The organism is Micromonospora sp. AMSO31t (assembly GCF_008868175.1).
GTDB lineage: Bacteria > Actinomycetota > Actinomycetes > Mycobacteriales > Micromonosporaceae > Micromonospora.
In genome coordinates this window covers 69,272-88,239 of record NZ_WBKT01000006.1, presented here as the reverse complement: position 1 = coordinate 88,239, position 18,968 = coordinate 69,272, and the positions used below count along the sequence as shown (strand labels likewise).

The 18,968-nt window shown below is 71.5% G+C and carries 17 protein-coding genes; 7 read left to right on the top strand and 10 right to left on the bottom strand.

From position 1 onward, the window contains the following. Positions 1 to 153: 153 nt before the first annotated feature. The 6 genes from F8274_RS02865 to F8274_RS02840 form a co-directional block, all read right to left on the bottom strand. Complete coding sequence (locus F8274_RS02865) at positions 154 to 447, bottom strand: DUF1330 domain-containing protein (RefSeq protein WP_151460691.1); 294 nt, start codon at positions 445 to 447, stop codon at positions 154 to 156. A gap of 83 nt (positions 448 to 530) precedes the next feature. After that, on the bottom strand, positions 531 to 1,232 hold the full coding sequence (locus F8274_RS02860) for a copper homeostasis protein CutC (protein WP_151460690.1): 702 nt from the start codon (positions 1,230 to 1,232) through the stop codon (positions 531 to 533). After that, a complete protein-coding gene (locus tag F8274_RS02855) occupies positions 1,229 to 3,346 on the bottom strand; it encodes an ABC transporter ATP-binding protein (protein ID WP_151460689.1) in 2,118 nt (705 codons plus the stop codon). The genes F8274_RS02860 and F8274_RS02855 overlap by 4 nt, the downstream gene beginning before the upstream one ends. Positions 3,347 to 3,359: 13 nt before the next feature. Further along, complete coding sequence (locus F8274_RS02850) at positions 3,360 to 4,280, bottom strand: ABC transporter permease (protein ID WP_151460688.1); 921 nt, start codon at positions 4,278 to 4,280, stop codon at positions 3,360 to 3,362. Further along, entirely contained in the window at positions 4,277 to 5,236 is a 960-nt protein-coding gene (locus F8274_RS02845) for an ABC transporter permease (RefSeq protein ID WP_151460687.1), read from the bottom strand. Before F8274_RS02845 ends, F8274_RS02850 begins: the two co-directional genes overlap by 4 nt. 77 nt (positions 5,237 to 5,313) lie before the next feature. Then, on the bottom strand, positions 5,314 to 7,119 hold the full coding sequence (locus tag F8274_RS02840) for a peptide ABC transporter substrate-binding protein (RefSeq protein WP_151460686.1): 1,806 nt from the start codon (positions 7,117 to 7,119) through the stop codon (positions 5,314 to 5,316). Positions 7,120 to 7,406: 287 nt separating this feature from the next. On the opposite strand from F8274_RS02840, the gene F8274_RS02835 reads away from it, so the two are divergent. The 7 genes from F8274_RS02835 to F8274_RS32260 all read left to right on the top strand — a co-directional run bounded on the left by F8274_RS02835 (position 7,407) and on the right by F8274_RS32260 (position 14,018). Continuing rightward, positions 7,407 to 8,552 carry an ROK family transcriptional regulator gene (locus F8274_RS02835; RefSeq protein ID WP_151460685.1) on the top strand — a complete coding sequence of 382 codons (1,146 nt, stop codon included), beginning with the start codon at positions 7,407 to 7,409 and terminating at the stop codon, positions 8,550 to 8,552. A gap of 12 nt (positions 8,553 to 8,564) precedes the next feature. Further along, positions 8,565 to 10,034, top strand: coding sequence for a M81 family metallopeptidase (locus tag F8274_RS02830; protein ID WP_151460684.1), 1,470 nt, complete (start codon positions 8,565 to 8,567; stop codon positions 10,032 to 10,034). A 4-nt stretch (positions 10,035 to 10,038) separates the two neighbouring features. Continuing rightward, complete coding sequence (locus F8274_RS02825) at positions 10,039 to 10,998, top strand: ROK family protein (RefSeq protein WP_151460683.1); 960 nt, start codon at positions 10,039 to 10,041, stop codon at positions 10,996 to 10,998. Between the two features lie 19 nt (positions 10,999 to 11,017). Further along, positions 11,018 to 12,061 carry a P1 family peptidase gene (locus F8274_RS02820; RefSeq protein WP_151460682.1) on the top strand — a complete coding sequence of 348 codons (1,044 nt, stop codon included), beginning with the start codon at positions 11,018 to 11,020 and terminating at the stop codon, positions 12,059 to 12,061. A gap of 249 nt (positions 12,062 to 12,310) precedes the next feature. Next, positions 12,311 to 12,748, top strand: coding sequence for a DUF1062 domain-containing protein (locus tag F8274_RS32525; RefSeq protein WP_225853568.1), 438 nt, complete (start codon positions 12,311 to 12,313; stop codon positions 12,746 to 12,748). Positions 12,749 to 13,014: 266 nt separating this feature from the next. Further along, positions 13,015 to 13,860, top strand: a complete 846-nt coding sequence (locus tag F8274_RS02810) for a TrmB family transcriptional regulator (RefSeq protein ID WP_225853570.1) — start codon at positions 13,015 to 13,017, stop codon at positions 13,858 to 13,860. Then, positions 13,860 to 14,018, top strand: a complete 159-nt coding sequence (locus tag F8274_RS32260) for a LuxR C-terminal-related transcriptional regulator (RefSeq protein ID WP_255474542.1) — start codon at positions 13,860 to 13,862, stop codon at positions 14,016 to 14,018. The genes F8274_RS02810 and F8274_RS32260 overlap by 1 nt, the downstream gene beginning before the upstream one ends. Positions 14,019 to 14,120: 102 nt before the next feature. On the opposite strand, the gene F8274_RS02805 is transcribed toward F8274_RS32260, so the two are convergent. The 4 genes from F8274_RS02805 to F8274_RS02790 all read right to left on the bottom strand — a co-directional run bounded on the left by F8274_RS02805 (position 14,121) and on the right by F8274_RS02790 (position 18,964). Then, positions 14,121 to 16,721 (bottom strand): M4 family metallopeptidase, encoded by a 2,601-nt coding sequence (locus tag F8274_RS02805; protein WP_151460681.1) that lies wholly within the window; start codon positions 16,719 to 16,721, stop codon positions 14,121 to 14,123. A gap of 23 nt (positions 16,722 to 16,744) precedes the next feature. Beyond that, positions 16,745 to 17,095, bottom strand: a complete 351-nt coding sequence (locus tag F8274_RS31715; protein WP_151460680.1) for a hypothetical protein — start codon at positions 17,093 to 17,095, stop codon at positions 16,745 to 16,747. A gap of 142 nt (positions 17,096 to 17,237) precedes the next feature. Beyond that, the gene (locus F8274_RS02795) at positions 17,238 to 17,957 is read right to left on the bottom strand and encodes a GntR family transcriptional regulator (RefSeq protein WP_151460679.1); all 720 of its coding nucleotides are present in this window, start codon (positions 17,955 to 17,957) and stop codon (positions 17,238 to 17,240) included. Next, a complete protein-coding gene (locus F8274_RS02790; protein WP_151460678.1) occupies positions 17,954 to 18,964 on the bottom strand; it encodes a proline racemase family protein in 1,011 nt (336 codons plus the stop codon). Before F8274_RS02790 ends, F8274_RS02795 begins: the two co-directional genes overlap by 4 nt. Positions 18,965 to 18,968: the final 4 nt, after the last annotated feature.

Sequence of the window (18,968 nt, the reverse complement as noted above, 5' to 3'; positions counted from 1 at the left end):
GCTTGGCGGCATGTCCGCCCGCACACCTGGGTCGTCGGACTGAACAGGTGCGAGGTGCCGGGCGGACATGCCGCCAAGCCTAGAGGTGCGGCCGGTTCGGGTTCGGCACCGTCCCCCGGCACGGCCACGCCCGGGATCCGCCCGCCGGCAGCGTCAGGGCGTCGCTTCGATGATGCGCAGGTCGCGGTCGGCGCCGTCGCCGAGCGCCCGCAACGCCTCCTGGTAGGCGGGGGTCTCGTGCGCGGCGAGCGCGGCCTCGACGCTGTCGAACTCGATAAGCGTGGTGCGCTCCAGCACGGCGGACTCGAACGCGTGCGCGGGCAGGCCGCGCGCCAGGAACGTGCCGCCGGCCGCGCGCAGCGCGGGGCCCGCCAGGTCCGCGTACGCGGCGACCTTCCTGTCGTCGCTGATGGACCGGTAGGTGGTGATCCAGTAGGCCTTCGGCACCGTCGCTGACTCCCGCTCATGAGGATGGGCACTTCCCCGCTGAACTGCCCTACGCACCCTAACGGTCACCGACCCACGCTCGGTCACGCCTCGGCGCGCGTGGCGTCGACGACCCGGCGTACCTCGTTGCCGTCCGTGGCCTCGCGTCCGTCGCGCGGCACCGGCGCGCGCAGGTGCACCTCCCGCGCCCCGGTCGCCGCGAGCACCTGCCGGACGTTGTGCGACCGGATGCCGCCGCCGGCGATGACCCGCAACCGGTCGCCGGCCCGCTGCCGCAGCGCGGCGATCCGCGGGGCACCGGCCAGCGCGCTCGGCGCCCCGCCGGAGGTGAGCACCGCGTCGGCGCCGAGGTCGACGAGTTCCTCGATCGCCCTCAGTTGGTCGCCGACCTCGTCGAAGGCCTTGTGCACCGTCACCGGCAGCGGCCCCGCCGCCTCGATGAGGCGCCGCAGCACGGCCAGGTCGAGGCCGCCGGCGTCGGTGACGGCACCGACCACCACGCCGACCGCGAGACCGTGCGGATTGGGCAGGCCGCGGATGGCCGCGATGTCGGCGAGCATGACCTGCTCCTCGATCCCGCTGACCCGGAAGTCACCGCCACGGGGGCGGACCATGACCCGTACGTCCACCCTACGCAGCGTCCCCAGCGCGACCTGAACCGTCCCGAGGCTCGGGGTGGTGCCGCCCTGGCCGAGGTCGGCGCAGAGCTCCAGCCGGTCGGCGCCGGCGGCCTCGGCCACCAGCGCGGTCGGCACGTCGCTCACGCAGATCTCGACAGTGGTCATGCGGTCGCCCCGGCCGGGGCGGACGCCGCGGTCGACTCCGGACGCAGCGGGAAGTGGCAGGCCACCTGGTGCGCGTCGCCGGCCAGCGGCGGCTCGGTCTCGCAGATGTCCTGGGCGAGGGGGCAACGGGTCCGGAACCGGCACCCGGTGGGCGGGTTGAGCGCGCTGGGCAGCTCGCCCCGGATGGTCATCCCGTCGCGCGCGGCCGCGGCGTTCGGCGTGACGGTGGGGACGGCGTCGATGAGTGCCTGCGTGTACGGATGCCGGGCGGCCCGGACCACGTCGCGCGCGGGCCCGACCTCGACGAGCTTGCCGAGGTACATGACACCGATCCGGTCCGCCATGTAGTCGACGACGGACAGGTCGTGGCTGATGAAGACGTACGCCAGTCCGAGCTCACGCTGCAGGTCCCGCATGAGGTTGAGGACCTGCGCCTGGATGGACACGTCCAGCGCGCTCACCGGCTCGTCGCCGACGATGAGCCGGGGTTGCAGGGCCAGCGACCGGGCCAGCCCGATGCGCTGCAGCTGGCCGCCGGAGAACTCGTGGGGGTAGCGCTCCAGGACCCGCCGCGACAGCCCGACCTGGTCGAGCAGCGTGGCGATCCGCGCCCGCCGCTCCGCCGTGCCGCCCACCTTCTGGATGTCGAGGGGTTCGGCGAGGATGGCGTCGACGCGCATCCGTGGGTTCATGGCGGCATAGCTGTCCTGGAACATCAGCTGGACCTGCCGGTGCATCCGGCGGCGCTCCCGTCCGGCCAGGCCGGCGATGTCCGTGCCGTCCAGCATGATCTGCCCGGCGGTCGGCTGCTCCAGCCCGACGGCCAGCCGGCCCACGGTGGACTTGCCGCAGCCGGACTCGCCGACCAGTCCGAACGTCTCGCCCGGGCCGACGTCGAACGACACGCCCGCCACGGCGCTGACCTGCCCGGCGGTCCGGCGCAGCAGCCCACGGCCGTGCGCCGTGTAGTTCTTGACGAGGTCCCGCACCGACAGGACGGGACCGGCCGCCGGCTCACCGGGTCCGGCCGCCGGGCGTGCCGGATCCGGCACCGCCTCGACCCGTACCGGGGCGGGCAGGTTGACCGGCGCGGCGGGGCCGGCCGGGACCGGGTGCAGGCAGGCGTGCTGGTGTCCGCCGGCCGACAGGGTCACCTCGGTGGTCCGGCAGTCGTCGGTGGCGTGCCGGCAGCGTGGCGCGAAGCGGCAGCCGGTCAGGGGCCGGGACAGGTCCGGCGGCAGGCCCGGAATGCTGTAGAGGCGGGCGTGTTCACCGGACTCCCGGATCGCCGACTCGGGGAGCGCCTCCATGAGCGCCTCCGTGTAGCGGTGCCGGGGGGAGCGGAACAGCTCCGTGGTCGCGGCGGTCTCGACCACCCGGCCGGCGTACATGACGGCGACCCGGTCGGCGCGGCCGGCGATCACCCCGAGGTCGTGGGTGACCAGGACGACGGCCATCCCGAACTCTTCCCGCAGGTCGTCGATGAGTTCGAGGATCTGCCGTTGGGTGGTGACGTCGAGCGCCGTGGTCGGCTCGTCGGCGATGAGCAGGCGCGGGGAGCAGACCAGCGCCATCGCGATGGCGACCCGTTGCCGCATCCCGCCGGACAGTTCGTGCGGGTAGTTGTCGACGATCCGCTCCGGGCGCGGCATCCCGACCCGGCGCAGGATCTCGATGGTCCGCTCCCGGGCCTCCGCCCGGCCGACCCGCTCGTGCACCCGCAGCGGTTCGCCGACCTGGGCGCCGATCCGCATGGTCGGGTTGAGCGAGGTGAGCGGGTCCTGGAAGACCATGCCCATCCGGACACCACGGATCCGGCGTACCTCGTCGGCCGGCAGCGACCGCAGGTCCCGGCCCTCGAAGAGGATCTGTCCTCCGGACACCCGGCCGCCGGGCGGCAGCAGGCCCATGATCGAGAGCGCGGTCATCGTCTTGCCGCTGCCCGACTCGCCTACGACACCGAGGGTCTCCCCCGGCATGACCTGGAGACTGACCCCGTCCAGGGCGTGCACCGTGCCGCGGCGCAGGGCGATGTCGGTGTCGAGGTCGCGCAGTTCCAGCAGGGGCTGGACTCCGCCGGCTGCCGGCGTGTGCCGGCCGGTCGATTCGCTCATTTTCTGCTCCTGCTCAGCGTCGCCGGAGGCGGACCTCGAAGGCGTCCCTCAGCCCGTCGCCGATGAAGTTGAAGGCGAGGACGATGAGGATGATGGCGATGCCGGGCGGGTACAGCAGCCACCAGTGGCCGCTGTAGGTGTCCGCCAGGCCGTCGGAGAGCATGCCGCCCCAGTTCGCCGCCGGCGGGGGGACGCCGAGGCCGAGGAAGGACAGGTACGCGACGTAGAGGATCGCGTCGGCGACCTGGAAGGTCGCGTTGACGATCACGGTGCCGACGGCGTTCGGCACGATGTGCCGGCGCACCGCCCGGCCGCCGGTGCCACCCATCCCCCGCATGGCCTGGACGTACTCGCGGGAACGCAGGGTCAGTGCGTCACCCCGCACCAGCCGGGCCGGTCCCAGCCAGGCGAAGGCGCCGATGATGACGATGAGCATGGACACGCTCGGTGTGACGATGGCGGCGAGCAGCATGAAGAGGAACAGCGACGGGATCGACATCATCGCGTCGACGACCCGCATCATCGCCGAGTCCACCCAGCCACCGGCGAACCCGGCGACCGCGCCCCAGATCGTGCCCAGGGCGGTGGCGAGGATCCCGGCGGCGAGCCCGACGATGATCGAGGTCTGCCCGCCGAGCATGAGCCGCCCCAGCTGGTCGTAGCCGACCCCGTCGGTGCCGAGCGGATGCCCCTGCTCACCGGGGCCCAGGTGGACGGCGGTGAGGTCCGTGTGCACCTGGTCGGTGTGGTAGAAGAGCGGGCCGAGGAAGCAGATCCCGGCCAGCAGGACGAACAGGCCCAGGCCCACCAGGGCGAGCCGGTTCTCGCAGAAGACGACCAGTCCCTGCCGCCAGAGGCCGCGCACCGGCACCTCGGCGTCGGCCGGCTGGTCGGGGGCGGCGCCGGGGCGGACCGCCTCGGAGAGTGTGGTCATGACGCGCTCCGCTGGAGTCGGACCCGGGGATCGACGGCGGCGTAGAGCAGGTCGGCGACGAGCGCGCCGACCACCGTCGCGATCGAGATGATGACGGTGACCCCGAGCAGGATCGGGAAGTCACGTTTGAGCGCGGCCTGCCAGAACAGCTGGCCCATGCCGGGGAAGTTGAACAGCGACTCGACGACCAGGGCCCCGCTGAACAGCGCGGGCAGGTACATCCCGAGCAGCGCGATGACCGGGAACAACCCGTTGCGCAGCGTGTGCCGCAGCACCACCCGCCGCTCGGAGAGGCCCTTGCTGCGGGCGGTGCGGACGTAGTTCTCGTTGAGGTTGTCGACCATGGCGGAGCGGACGTACCGGGAGTAGACCGCGATGGTGACGATGGCGAGGGTGATCGTCGGCAGGACCAGCCCGGCCGGATCGGCGAGCACCTCGGCCACCGTGAACCCCTGCGGCGCCTCGGGCGGCAGGATCGGCCAGACCTGCGAGAAGAGAATGATCAGCATGAGGCCCATGAAGAAGATGGGCGTCGCGTACGCCAGCAGCGACAGCGAGGTGATGGCGTAGTCGGGCCAGCGGTTGCGGCGGACCGCCTGGATCACCCCGAGCGGGATCGCCAGCACGATGGCCAGCACGGTCGACAGCAGCGACAGCACCATGGTCTTCGGCAGCCGCTGGCTGATCGCCTCGACGACCGACTGGTTGAGCTGGTACGAGTAGCCCAGGTCGCCCTGCAGCAGGCGTTGCACGTACATGCCGTACTGCTGGATCCAGGGCCGGTCGTAGCCCATGTCGTGGTTGAACGCCGCCAACTGCTCCAGCGTCGCCTCCTTGCCGAGGGTGGCGCGTGCCGCGCCCCCGGGCAGCAGGTGCAGGATGAGGAACGCGATCACCGTGACGAGCACGACGACGACGAGGGCCTGGCCCAAGCGCGTGATGAGGTACCGGACCACCTGGGCCCCGCCTCCTCCCCGGTCGGGGCCCCGGCGGCGCGGTCAGCGCCGCCGGGGCCGGGACGATCAGTGATCGGTCACTTCCAGGACCAGTCCTGGAAGTACATGAAGTTCATCGGGTCCTGCGGCTCGACGCCCTGCAGCCCGGACCGGTACGCCGAGACCTGGAACACCGGGTTCGGCATCCAGAGCACCGGCAGGTCCTTGGCGAGGAAGTCGTTGTACGCCTTCAGCGCGCTCTCGTCGCCGGAGAACTGCGTGGCCTCGATGAGCTTGTCGGCCTCCGGGTTGCTGTAGCTGCCCAGGTTCACCGGGGCGCCGGTGGCGAAGAGCCGCTCGCCGCTGGCGAAGGCCGGGTAGTACCAGCTGCCCTGCGAGCCGAAGAAGGACATGTCCCACGAGCAGGTGGCGTCCGCCGGCTTGCAGGCCGGGGTGACCGCCACCGAGTCGGGCACCTCCTTGATGGTGAGCTCGATGCCCAGCTTGGCCATCTGCGACTTGATCTCGGCGAACATCTTCGTCGTGGCGGCGAAGCCGGTCTGGCTGGTCACCGTGAGCTTCAGCGCGGCGCCGGCGGCGATGCCCTCGCCGCACTGGTTCGGCCCGGTGCCCGGCGACTGGCAGGTGGTCTGCCCGTCCGGGGTCACCTTCCAGCCGTGGCTCTCCAGCAGCTCCTTGGCCTTGGCGGGGTCGAAGGAGTACGCGCAGCCGGCGGCGTCGGCGCCGTTGGTGCCCGGCTTGGCCGGCACCGGGCCGCAGGTCGGCGCGGCCGTGCCGGACCAGATCACCTTGCTGATCGTCGGCTGGTCGATGAGCATCTGCAGCGACTGCCGCAGGTACGGCTGCTTGAACAGCGCGCCCGTCTTCGGGTTGTTGAAGTTCAGCTGCAGGTAGGTGACGGACCAGCCGTACCACGGCGAGACCGTGTAGCCCTTGGACTTGAGGTAGCCCTCCTGGGACAGGTTGGCCGCCGGCACGTACCCGTAGTCGATGTCACCGGCGCGCAGCACGTTGAACTCGGCGTCGTCGCCGGTGAACGGTCGCAGCACGATCTTGGCCAGCTTCGGCTTGTCCACACCCGAGTAGTTCGGCTGCGCGGCGAGGGTGACCTCACCGTTCGGCACGTACTTCGCCAGCTTCCACGGGCCGCTGGTGACCTTCCACAGCTCGTTGGAGTCGTACGTCTTCGGGTCCTTCGCGGCCGAGGTCAGGAAGTCGAAGACCTTCTTCGCGCCCGCCGGGGTGCTGGCCAGGTCGCTCACGGCCGCGGAGGCGGAGTCCTTGTCCCAGGCGTGCTGCGGCATCGGAGTGATCTTGTTGAGCTGGTTGTCGACGAACCAGGCGGTGTTGTAGACCTTCGTGGTGGTGATCGAGAAGGTCTTGTCGTCCTTCACCGACCACTGCGCGATGTTGTCCGGGAGGCCGCCGGCCCGGTAGGACGCCCACTTGTCCTTGTTCGCCCCGACCAGGTCGTACCAGAACTGGATGTCCTTGGTGGTGACGGGCTTGCCGTCGGACCAGGTGTTGTCCTTCAGCGTGATGGTCAGGGTCTTGCCACCGTTGCTCACCACCGGCGGTTCGGCCATCGAACGCCGCGGGTCGATGTTGTACTGCGCCGAGCCGTCCAGCTTGTACTGGTAGAGGGACCGGTACAGCGCCTGGCCGAAGATGGCGTTCTCGCCCTGGGTGAAGCCGGGTGCCGAGATCGGCAGGATCCAGTTGGGGGTACGGAAGGCGACGGTCGCGGTGTCCTTGCCCTGGCTCCCGCCGCTCTTCGACGAACCGCTGCCACCACCGCAGGCGACCAGACCCGCCCCGAGGGCGACCGCGCTGGCTACCGCGACCGCGCCGCGGAGGGCTCGCCGGGGAAATCTGCTCCTCATGAATCTCCTCGATTGATGTGCACTGCCCCGCGTCTCCGGGCGCTACCGGCGGCACCGGGGGTTCGGCCGCTGGTGCTGCTCCTCGACGTTCGACGCGGAGAATGTATCCGGGCCGAAGTGTTGAGTCAACGAAACTTACCCTCTTTATTCGCCGACTTCCGCCAGGGTATGGTCGAAGTCGGCGAAGCATCGACCGATACTCTTCGCGCGGGCTCCGGCGTGCACCCTGCCGGGCACTGCCACACTGAGGCGGCGCCGGAGGACCGCCCGAACAAGGAGAGGCACCCTTGGAACCATCGATCTCCGCCACGCTGCGAGACCAGACCCTGCGCCTGCTGGCCGGCGGCACCGTCACCTCGCGCGCCGACCTCATCGAGGCGTTGCAGGTCGCCCCCTCGACCGTCACGAGCGTGGTACGCCGGCTGCTGGAGGAGGGCGTCATCCTCGAGGAGGGGGTGGGGCGGTCCACCGGGGGACGACGCCCCCGGATCCTGCGCCTGCGGGAGACCAAGGGGATCCTCGCCGTCGCGGAGCTGGGCGGCCGGCACGCCCGTGTGGGGTTGTGCGCGCCCGACGGAGGGCTGCGCACCACCGAGGAGGTGGCCATCGACATCGGCGCCGGGCCGGCGGAGGTGTTCGAGGTCGTCGGGGCGACGGTCGACCGGCTCCAGGCGGCGACCGCGCCCGGCCAGGAGCTGCTCGGGGTCGGCGTGGCCCTGCCGGGTCCGGTCGAGTTCCCCGGCGGGCGGCTGATCGGCCCGGCCCGGATGCCCGGCTGGAGCGGCGTCGACGCGAGGGCCCGCCTCGCCGAGCGCTTCCCGGTGCCGGTGGTCGTCGACAACGACGCCAAGGCGGCGGCGATCGGCGAGTACGTCACCCGGAGAGACGAGTTCGGCGACATGATCTACGTCAAGGCCGGCACCGGCATCGGCGCCTGCCTGGTCAGTGGCGGTCAGATCTACCGGGGCGGGCGCGGCCTCAGCGGCGACGTCACCCACGTCCGCGTGGCGGACAGCGGCGAGCGGGAGTGCTCCTGTGGCAGCCGGGGCTGCCTGGAGACCGTCGCCAGCGGCGCCGCCCTGGCCCGACAGTTGGCCGAGCAGGGCTCGTCGGCCACCACCATCCGGGAGATCGTGACGGCGGTCAGCGACGCCGACCCGACCGTGGTGACCATGGTGCGCCACGCCGGCCGGCTGCTCGGCGTCGCCCTCTCCGGCCTGGTCAACTTCCTCAACCCCGACGCCGTGGTCATCGGCGGCGCACTGTCCAGCCTGGACGTCTACGTGGCCGCGACCCGGGGGATGCTCTACGAGCGCTGCCTACCGTCCGTGACCCAGTCCCTGACCATCGAAGCCAGCGTCGCGGGCCCGGATGCGGCCCTGGTCGGCCTCGGGCACCTGCTGCGCACGACGACCGACGTACGACCCTCCTGAGGAGCAACACCCGTGCCCCGTCCCCTCCGCGTCGCCATCGGCGGCATCCACATCGAATCCAGCACGTTCTCGCCGCACCTGAGCACCGCCGACGACTTCGAGGTCACCCGGGGCGCTGCGCTGCTGGCGCGATACGACTGGCTCTCCCCCGTCCAGCCCTGGGCCGCCGACGTCGAGTGGATCCCGCTCGTGCACGCCCGGGCCCTACCCGGTGGGGCGGTGGACCGGGCGACGTACGAGGTCTGGGCCGCCGAGCTGGTGGAGAAGCTGCGGGCGGCCGGCCCCCTGGACGGCATGCTGCTGGACATCCACGGCGCGATGACCGTCGTCGGAAGCGACGACGCGGAGGGCGAACTCGTCACCGCCATCCGGTCGGTGCTCGGGCCGGAGCCGTTCGTCTCCGCCGCGATGGACCTGCACGGCAACGTCTCGCAGGTGCTCTTCGACGCCTGCGACCTGCTCACCTGCTACCGCACCGCCCCGCACGTCGACGTGTGGGAGACCCGGGAGCGCGCCGCCCGGAACCTCGTCGAGGCGCTGCGCCGGCAGCAGCGCCCGCACAAAGCGCTGGTGCACGTGCCGATCCTGCTGCCGGGCGAGATGACCAGCACCCGCGAGGAGCCGGCCCGAGGGCTCTACGCCCGGATCCCCGAGATCGAGGCCCGGGACGGCGTCGTCGACGCGGCGATCTGGATCGGGTTCGTCTGGGCCGACCAGCCGCGCTGCCGGGGCGCGGTCGTCGTCACCGGCACCGACGCCACCGCCACCACCGAGGCGGCCCGCGAGCTCGGCGGGCACTTCTGGGCGTCCCGCGACGAGTTCGCCTTCGTCGCCCCCACCGGCACCATGGACGAGTGCCTCGACGCCGCCCTGGCCGCGGTCGCCGATCCGGCCCGCCGACCGTTCTTCATCAGCGACTCCGGCGACAACCCGGGCGCCGGCGGCGCCGACGACGTCACCTTCGCCCCCGCACGGATGCTGGCCCGCCCCGAGATCCGCGACGGCTCCCGCCGAGCCGTGTTCGCGTCGCTGGTCGACCCGCAGGCCGTGGCGCAGATCGCCGACCAGCCGCTCGGCTCGCCGGTCCGGGTGACCGTCGGCGGGCGGATCGACGGCCGGGACCCCGGGCCGCTCCCGCTCGACGGGATCCTGGAGGCCGTCGCCGACGACCCCGACGGCGGGCGGTGCGTCAGCGTACGGGTCGGCGGGCTCAGCGTGCTCGTCACCTCCCGCCGGATGCAGTACCGCCTGCTGGACTCCTACGCGCGGCTGGGCATCAAGGTCGACGACATGGATCTCGTCGTGGTAAAGATCGGCTACCTCGAACCCGAGCTCTTCGACGCGGCCGGAGACTGGCTGCTCGCCCTGACGCCGGGCGGCGTCGACCAGGACCTCGCGCGCCTGCCGTACCAGAAGGTGGTGCGACCGGTGTTTCCCCTGGACCGCGACTTCACCGCGGACCTCGCCGTGGTGACCGGGTGATCGCGTGACCCAGCCCGAAGGCCACTGCGTCCTCGCCGTCGACGTCGGCGGAACGACCATCAAGGGGGCCGTGGTCGGCGAGGACGGCCGGCGCCGGCACACGCTGACCGTGCCGTCGCGCGCGGACGACGACCCGGTCAAGGCGGTCCGGTCCCTGTGCCTCCAACTCCGCGACGACGCGCTCGGCCTCGGCGCCGCACCCGCCGCGATCGGCGTGGTCACGCCGGGCCTCGTCGACGAGACGAACGGGGTGGTGCGGTACGCCGCCAACCTCCGGTTCCGCAACGTCCCGCTGCGCGCCCTCGTCGGGGACGACCTCGGCCTCCCGGTGGCGGTCGGGCACGACGCGCGGGCGGCCGGCGTCGCCGAGGCGGTGGCCGGGGCGGCCCGCGGCCTGGACAACTTCCTGCTGCTGCCGCTGGGCACCGGCATCGCCGCGGCCGTGGTGGTACACGGCGCGCCGGTGCCGGGCGCGACCGGCTCGGCCGGCGAGGTCGGCCACATGCCGGTCCACCCCGGCGGCGAGCCGTGCAGTTGCGGGCAGCGGGGCTGCCTGGAGGTCTACGCCTCCGCCGGCGGGCTGGCCCGCCGCTACGCCCGGCTCGGCGGGACCCCGGACTCGGACAGCCGGGCCATCGCCGACGCGGTGGCCACCGACCCGGTCGCCGCCGCCGTCTGGAACGACGCGACCCAGGCGCTGGGGATCGCCCTGGCCACCCTCACCCTGACCCTCGACCCGGCCCGCATCGTGCTCGGCGGCGGGCTGGCCGACGCGGGCGCGCTGTTCTTCGACCCGGTACGCGACGCCCTGCGCGCGGCCCTCGCCTGGCGGACCCCGCCCCCGGTGCTGCGCTCGGCCTTCGGTGCCCAGGCCGCACAGATCGGCGCCGCCGTCCTGGCCCGACGGCTCGCCGGCCTGCCCGTTCCCGACGGCTGGGGCGCGGACGCGGCAGCCGAACTGTGACAACGACGAGGAAGGAATCATGGACCAGCTTCGCTGTCGTGCCCGGGACCTCGGGATCGTCGTAGGGCCGCTGTCCACCGGTCGGCACAACGGAATCACGGATGTCGCGGGGATCCTGGTCGGGCACACCACCGTCGACGACGGCGCCGACCTGCACACCGGTGTCACCGCGGTCGTACCGACCCAGCTCGGCCCCGACCGTCGGACCCTGCCGGCCGCCGTGTACTCCGGCAACGGCTACGGGAAGCTCGTGGGCTCGACGCAGGTGGACGAACTCGGCGTCCTGGAGTCACCGATCGTCCTGACCGGCACGCTGTCGGTGTTCCGGGCCGCGGACGCGCTGCTGGGATACCTGATGGACCAGAGGCCGGACGGCCTGTCGTTCAACCCCCTGGTGGGAGAAACCAACGACGGCCACCTGTCGGACATCCGCCGCCGCCCGATCACCGACGAACACGTGCTCGCCGCCCTCACGGGTGCGTCCGGCGAGCCGCCGGCGGAGGGCTGCGTCGGGGCCGGCACCGGCACCACGGCCCTGGGCTTCAAGGCCGGCATCGGCACCTCATCCCGGGCGGTGCCGGTGGCCGATCGCCCGGCCACGGTCGGCGCCCTCGTCCAGTCCAACTTCGGCGGGGTGCTGACCGTCCTCGGGGTCCCGCTGCCGGCCGACGAGCTGATCCCGGACGCCGACCGAACCGAGCCACCCGGCAACTCCTGCATGATCGTGGTGGCCACCGACGCGCCCCTGGACGCCCGACAGCTCGGCCGGCTCGCCCGACGGGCGGTCTTCGCGATGGGCCGGGTCGGCGCGTCCTACAGCAACACCAGCGGCGACTACGCGATCGCGTTCAGCACCGCGCCACCGGACCAGCCACTCATCCCCGACGGGGAGATCAACCCGCTCTTCGCCGCCGTCATGGACGCGGTCGAGGAGGCGCTGCTCAACTCGCTCTTCACCGCCGCCACCACCACTGGCGTGGGCGGTCACACCAGCCACGCTGTTCCGCACGGGACCGTGATCCGGCGGTTGTCGGCGGCCGGCCGGCTGCCGGCGCAAGCCTGACTCCGCGGGGGTCGGCGCCCAGCTCGCCGACCCCGCCCCTCGGTCCTCGGCACCAGGACAAAATGCGTGGCCACGCCAGCCCGTCCCGTCCTACCTTGTCGCTGGATCTTCTTCTCCGACCCACTCACGAGAGGACTTCACCCCGCGTGACACCGCCTGCTCTGTAGACCTGACCCCTTCCCGCGCATCGGTCGCCGACGTCGCCGTCGGCTCTTTTCCCATGCCTTCCGTCAGGTCTTAAGAGAGATCATGTCTACGCGTCCTCATACCCTGCTGTCCTGGACCCTTCGGCGCGCGCGTCTTCCCCTGCCCGTGTTCCGTTGCGTCCGCTGCCACTCCGGCGTCGCCCGTCGCGGCGACGGCACCTTCCACGTCAACCCCAACGGCCAACTCCTCGACCGCTGGCTCCTGGTCGCCTGCGCTTCCTGCGACCGCACCAGCACAATCACCGTTCACGATCGTGTCCCGGTCCGGTACCTGGATCCGATGCGTCACGGTCGGCATTTCGCTGAACGACAGAACTCACCGAGATTCTTCGTGCCCACGAGCCGCCGCCATGGACCTGAGCCCGGGCGAGAGGCGAGGTGGCCGTGCCCTGGACTGCACCATGCGGCGATCCGGGCCCGGTCAGTCATGACCGGGCACGAACGAAGGTCGGGGCCGGTCCGATCCGGGCGTCGATGGTGAGCGCCCGAGCGAACACATCCGGACGTGCCGACGAATGTACGGGAGTCAGCAGCGGTCCTCCTCGACGAGGTGTCGAGTTCGACGTCCATCGGCTGGTACGGGGGCCCTCGCTTGCCATGACGGCTGGTACAACTTGCACCGGCTGCACAGCGGCCTGGGCCACCGCAGTCCCGCCGACAACGACGCCGCCCTGGCGGCCGGACCACCACACCGGTGGTGTCCGCCGAGGCGCGGTACAAGCTCAGACCACAGGAGTGCCGGAACGTATGGACGGAACTGCAGGCAGTCCGTGGGCGGTGACCGGCCTGGATCCACTGGCCGGGCGGGTGTTGGAGCACCTGGTGGCCGTGCCGTCGGCGGACGTCAGCGAGGTGGCGGCGGCGGTCGGGGTGTCCCCCGCGGAGGCGGAACGGGCGCTGCGGCACCTTGCGGAGTCCGCACTGGTGCTGCACATCGACGGCGCGGCGCCGCGATGGGCGGCCGGCCCCCCACGGTCATCGCTCACCGCCCTGCTCGCCCGGCGGCGGGCCGAACTGGCCTACGTCGAGGGCATCGTGGAGCGGCTTCACGAGGTGTACGAGGCGGTGTCCGGGCCACGCGCTGCGCACCTGGTGGAGGTGTTGGAGCGCGAGGACGAGGTGCCGGCGCGCTACGGCCAGCTGCTGAGAGGGAGTTCGGTCGAGGTACTGCATCTGGCCAAGCCGCCGTACGTGACGGCCGCGCGGGCGTCCGTCGGGGAGTCGGGAGTGGCGCCGGGGGTGCGGATGCGGTCGGTGTACGAGACGGAGGGCTTCACCGACGCGGTGTCGCTCAGGACGGCGCTGCGCGGGACGGGTCAGGGCGGGGAACTGCGGCTGGCGTCAACGCTTCCGGTGAAGTTGGTGGTGTTCGACCGGGCGGCGGCTCTGCTGCCGGTGCGGGGAGACCGCCCGGCGGCGGGTTCCTTGGTGGTGCACTCCCCCGCGCTGGTGGTGGCGCTGGTGGCGCTGTTCGAGAGCGTGTGGGAGCGCGCCGAACCGGTGTCGCTGGCAAGCCGGCACGATGGGCGGCCCCGAAGGGCAATCGGGAACCCGTGGGGCCGGACCGGCGAACACGGGAGATCCTGCACATGATGGCAACCGGGATGAAGGACGAGTCGATCGCCCGCGTGCTCAAGGTGAGCCGCCGTACCGTGCAGAAACATGTCACCGATGCGGGTTCCCTGCTCGGCGCCCGGACCCGGTTCCAGATCGCGCTGCTGGCGGCGGAGCGGGGGTGGCTGAAGGAATAGGTCCGGACAGGATGCTGCACCGGCCCGGATCCACATCCCGAACACGACGGCGCGCCGGGACCGCCTCTGGGAGGGGGTTCCGGCGCGCCGCCTGGCCGGGGCTCACGTGCAGGACTTGGCTCCCTTCGCGTACGCCAGGCCGAAACCGCCCGCGGACGAGTCCATGAAGATCACGTCGCGCCCCGCGCCCGCCGTCGCGAACATCTGCGCGCCCGGGCTGCACGACGCCGGGCCGACGTACTTCCCGGTGAACGTGTACTGCTTGAGCTTCGGGTTGAGCGCGTTGTCGGGGTAGCCGCCGGTCGAGAGCCAGAGGTCCGCGGGGGCCTCCTCGGTGACCGTGAGGGTCGTGTCGGACAGCGTGAGGACGTCGGCGCGGATCGCCTGCGGCGAGTTCTCCTCGAAGAGCAGGTGGCTCGTGCCGGTGGCGAAGTCGAAGAGCCGCACGGAGTCGTTGAACGTCCCCTGGCTCCACTCGCCGTCGACGTAGTGGCCGTAGTCGCGGTTGATCACCCAGGCGACGCCGGTGCCGGACACCTGGGGGTAGCTCATCGTCTCGGCGCCAGGGTCACCGCCGGCGAAGGTCGTCTTGCCCGTCGCCACGTCGTACACCTCGACGCCCAGCGACCACCAGGTGCCGTCGGGGTTGGGCTGCGCGTAGTCCTCGTACCGGACGTAGGAGATCTTCCCGTTCTTGACGCTCGGCGCCGTCGCGTTCCCGACCCAGTCGGGGTGCGCCAGGGTGTGGACGGTCCGCGAGTTGCCCTTCAGGTAGCGCACGACGTCGAGGTACCCCTGCTCCGGGTCGTACTGGCTCCACGCGATGACGTCGCCGTCGAAGCTGAGGCCGTCGATGCGGTACGGGGAGCGGTAGATCTCCTCGACGTGGCCGCCGCCGACGGGCGCCGACAGGATGCGGTTGGTCTCCCACGTCGGCGAGTCGGGGTCGTTCTTGATCGACAGCCACACGACCCGCTTGCCGTCGGTGTACGGGAAGGTGTGGTTGTTCCCGTCGTTCGGGGAGATCCGGTACGGCACGACCTTGCCGTCGATGCGGCCCACCCAGACCGACATCGGCTCGGTGCGGTTCGCGTCCGACCGCGGCACGGTGAACCAACCGCCGGCCATGCTCGCCTTGGTGTCGATGTACGACCCGGTGTTGAGCCGGTCGATCAGCAGGTCGGTGTTCTTGCCGTACAGGCCCGCCTTCCACTTCGCGGTGATGCCGCGCGAGTCGAATGCCGCCCGCACCACCTTCAGGTCCTTCTGGCTCAGGCCGGAGGACTTGGCGGCGGCGAGCACCGCCTCGCGGGCGTCGACGAAGTCGGACATGGGCGTGAGGTAGTCGGTGAGCGCCCGGTAGACGATCTTGTCGGCGACCGGGCCACCGAACGTCTGACGCAGGTCCCAGAGCGCCCCGGACACGATCGTCGAGTTGAGGTGCACGCCCCCGTCGTCCATCTGCGGCGTGTCCATGAGGTGCTGGAAGTCCGCCGTGGTGGCGCCGTCGTCGAGGTTGCGCAGTGCGCATCTGGTGGGCGTCAGGGTGCGGCAGAGGTCGCCGCCGATCAGGCTCGCCTCGGGGTCGGACATCGGCGTGCCCGCCGCGTCGAGGTCGATGGCGTTGCCGAAGTAGTCGGCGATCGCCTCGTTGAGCGCGCCCGGCTGGCCGGCGTAGACGAGGCTGGCGGAGTTCTCCACCACACCGTGCGTCATCTCGTGACCCACGACGTCCGGGTCGGCGGCCAGCGGCAGGTACTCGTCGTCGCCGCTGCCGTACACCATGCGGGTGCCGTCCCAGTACGCGTTGACGAACGGGTAGCCGCCGTAGGTGATGCCGACGATCGAGTTGATCGCCATGCCGTCGTCGTCCAGGCTGTTGCGCCCGAGCTTCGCCTGGAACCACTCGAACACCTTCGCGGCGTCCCAGGCCGCGTCGACGGCGCCGGCGTCGGTCAGGTCCGCGCCGAGCGTGCTCGACGGCGACGCGAACGGCCCGACGCCCTCGGGCAACTGGCCGTCGAGCAGCTCGTAGTAGTCCCGGCCCCGAGCGTCCCAGGTGGTGATCGGCACCGTCCGCCCGTCCGGGAGGGTGTGGGTCTGGTCGATCATGAGGTAGGGACCCGCGTCGTCGATCCGGACGAGCGGGAGCGCCACCGTGGCGCCGTGCAGGCTCCTGCCCTCGCCGACGACCGGCGTCGTGCCGTTGCCCGACGGGGGCGGCTCCGACACGGCCCGCGGCGCCACGGCGGTCCCGCCGGCGGCCAGGGCGGCGGCCTGCTGCGCGGTGGCGAAGGGCTTGATCCGGCTGACGCTGAGCAGCGTCACCCCGTTCGTCGCGCCCACGTACACGTCGCGCAGCACGGGCTGGCCCGTGACGACGTCCTTGCCCCTGACGAGCACGCGCCGCGCGAGCACGCCGGTGCCGGTCGGCATGACCACGAGCCCCTGGTCGGTGCCGGTGAGGTCGGCGTGGGCCGGGTCGGGTGTCGTGCCGGGCCGCGGGGCGCCGGCCACGACGGCCGCACCGGGGTGCAGGCTCCTGCGTACGTCCTCGACCGCTCGGGCGATCGCGACGACCGCGGGCATCGGGGTGTCCGTCGTGTCGACGTCGAGGTCCGTGAAGTAGCTGCCCGACGTGCCGGTCACCGCACGCTTGCCGGCCTTCTTCTCCATCCGCACCACGTACTGGGCGCCGAACACGGGCAGGCCCTTGTACCTCTGGTTCAGCCGGACCGTCTCCCGCCCGCCCTGCGTGTCGACGCTCGCTGTGCTGACGTGCCGGCCGGGTCGGCGATCTTGTAGCGGTCCTTGTGCCCTGCGAGGTGGGCCTTGGCGGCCCTGTCCGGTGCGATCGTGGCGTCGACCGGGTCGGCCAGTTCGTCCACGAGCGCGGGGGTGTCCGTAGCGGGCGCCACGGTGGCCGGGATGGACGCCTCCGCGGCCGTCGTCGTACCCGTCGGCGCCGCGTTCGCGGCCTGGGCGGTGGTTCCGAGGAGGGCGGCCGTCGCCAGGATGGCGAGGGCTGGTGGTGCCTTGACTCTGCGCATCTGTTGCTCCTGCAAGGTGTCCAGCACCCGGCCGACTCCTTGCGGCACGGGATTCGCTCACCCTCACCGCGGCGTCGCCACCGGCACAAGGACGACTTTGCGCAACTGCACAAGTCAGAAGCTCGCCGAGGGCGAGCCGATCCGAACGGCATACCTGGTCGGGTACCGGTCAGGGCTCGTGGTAGCCGGCCCAGGAGCCGCGAACGTGGCCGATGTGGCGTCGCATCAGCTCCGCCACCTTCGGCGCGTCGCCGGCGACCACCAGATCGACGATCTGCTCGTGCTCGGCGGCCGACCGCCCCAGCTCGCCGCGCTCGGCCAGCCCTTGCAGGCCGTACAGGCGGCTGCGGGCCCGAAGGTTCCCCACCACGTCGATGAGATGGCGGTTGCCGGCGAGGGCGAGCAACGACAGATGGAAACGCCGGTCGACCTCGACGTAGCCGATGAGGTCGCCGGTCTCGGCGAGCCGCTCCACCTCCCTCGCCAGCGGACGCAGTTCCTCGACCGCCGCCCGGGTGGGCTCGTTGATGGCCCGGGCGATCTCGGCCACGGTGGGCACCTCGATCAGTGCGCGCAGCGAAGTGATCTCGTCCAGGTCCCGGTCACTGAGCTCCTTGACCCGGAAGCCCTTGTTTCGAACAATCGTGACCAGTTCCTCGTTGGCGAGATCGAGCATCGCTTCGCGCACCGGCGTGGCGGAGACACCGAACTGCTCCGCGAGGGTCGGCGCGGAGTACAGCACGCCGGGTCGCATCTGCCCCGTGATGACCGCGCCCCGCAGGATGTGGGCGATCTCCTGCCGAAGGTTGGGCCGGCCGCCGAACTGCGGCAGAGAGAGGGCGTCCGGGGCCAGGCGCCCGGTCGCGGTGTCGCCCCTTGTCTCCTTCATCGCAGCGCAAATCCCAGGCCGACGGGATCGTTGGCCTCAAGAACGAATTGATGCTCACCAGTTCGGTAGGCCATCCCTCGCACCTCCGAAACGTAGGCCGGGCGGCCTTCTGCTTCCAACTCCTGCACGACGCGGCCCAGGAACCGTGTTCCGACCACAGAGTCGTGCGTTAGCACCTGGTCAGGGGCGAGTTGCCCCGATGATGCTAGCAGCGCGATCCGCGCGGAGGTTCCCGACCCGCACGGCGAGCGGTCGACCTCACCGTCGGCGAAGACGGTGATGTTTCGCTGGTGCGGGCCGTCGGACCGTCGGCCGAGATCCTCGAACAGAATGGTGCCGTAGATACCGTCAAGCCGCGGTTCGCTCGGATGCTGGGCCCATTCGGTTCCGTTGAGTCTCCATTTGATTTCGCGGCCGAGCGCCAGCAGATCACCGTAATGGTCGGGGTCGACCGACAGTCCGAGGACCGAGGCGTCGACGGAGGCGTAAATGGCCCCTCCGTAGCTGATGTCCACCTGCACCGGACCCCGGCTGGTGTTCACGGCGATGCCGTGACCCAGAACGTACGCGGGCACGTTGCGAAAACTGACGCCGCGGACCTCGCCGGCCACGCAGGAGACTGTGGCCGTGACGCGACCCGATGGTACGTCGATCACCACGTCGGTCTCCCCGTCCGGGACGGCGTCCACGAGCCTGCTCCGGACTGCCCACGCACCCAGCGCGATGGTGCCGTGTCCGCACGCCGTCGAGTAACCATCCTTGTGCCAGAACAGCACCCCGAAGTGTGCGCCGTCGTCGTCAGGTGGCACGACGAAGCAGCCGTACATGTCGGCGTGGCCACGAGGTTCGTTGACCAGGAGCCGGCGCACCGCGTCGACCTGTTCATCGCCCTGGGCGTGTTCGCGCCGTTCCAGCACCGTGGCGCCGGGAATCTCCGGGACGCCTGCGGTGACGATGCGGAACGGCTCTCCCGCCGTGTGGTAGTCGGTGGCACGAATGTCCTGCATCGCC

Coding starts and splice junctions, on each gene's coding strand:
- F8274_RS02860 (WP_151460690.1), bottom strand. CDS start 1,232: ATGACCACTGTCGAGATCTGCGTGAGCGACGTGCCGACCGCGCTGGTG.
- F8274_RS02855 (WP_151460689.1), bottom strand. CDS start 3,346: ATGAGCGAATCGACCGGCCGGCACACGCCGGCAGCCGGCGGAGTCCAG.
- F8274_RS02850 (WP_151460688.1), bottom strand. CDS start 4,280: ATGACCACACTCTCCGAGGCGGTCCGCCCCGGCGCCGCCCCCGACCAG.
- F8274_RS02840 (WP_151460686.1), bottom strand. CDS start 7,119: ATGAGGAGCAGATTTCCCCGGCGAGCCCTCCGCGGCGCGGTCGCGGTA.
- F8274_RS02820 (WP_151460682.1), top strand. CDS start 11,018: ATGGACCAGCTTCGCTGTCGTGCCCGGGACCTCGGGATCGTCGTAGGG.
- F8274_RS32525 (WP_225853568.1), top strand. CDS start 12,311: ATGTCTACGCGTCCTCATACCCTGCTGTCCTGGACCCTTCGGCGCGCG.
- F8274_RS02810 (WP_225853570.1), top strand. CDS start 13,015: ATGGACGGAACTGCAGGCAGTCCGTGGGCGGTGACCGGCCTGGATCCA.
- F8274_RS32260 (WP_255474542.1), top strand. CDS start 13,860: ATGGCAACCGGGATGAAGGACGAGTCGATCGCCCGCGTGCTCAAGGTG.
- F8274_RS02795 (WP_151460679.1), bottom strand. CDS start 17,957: ATGAAGGAGACAAGGGGCGACACCGCGACCGGGCGCCTGGCCCCGGAC.
- F8274_RS02790 (WP_151460678.1), bottom strand. CDS start 18,964: ATGCAGGACATTCGTGCCACCGACTACCACACGGCGGGAGAGCCGTTC.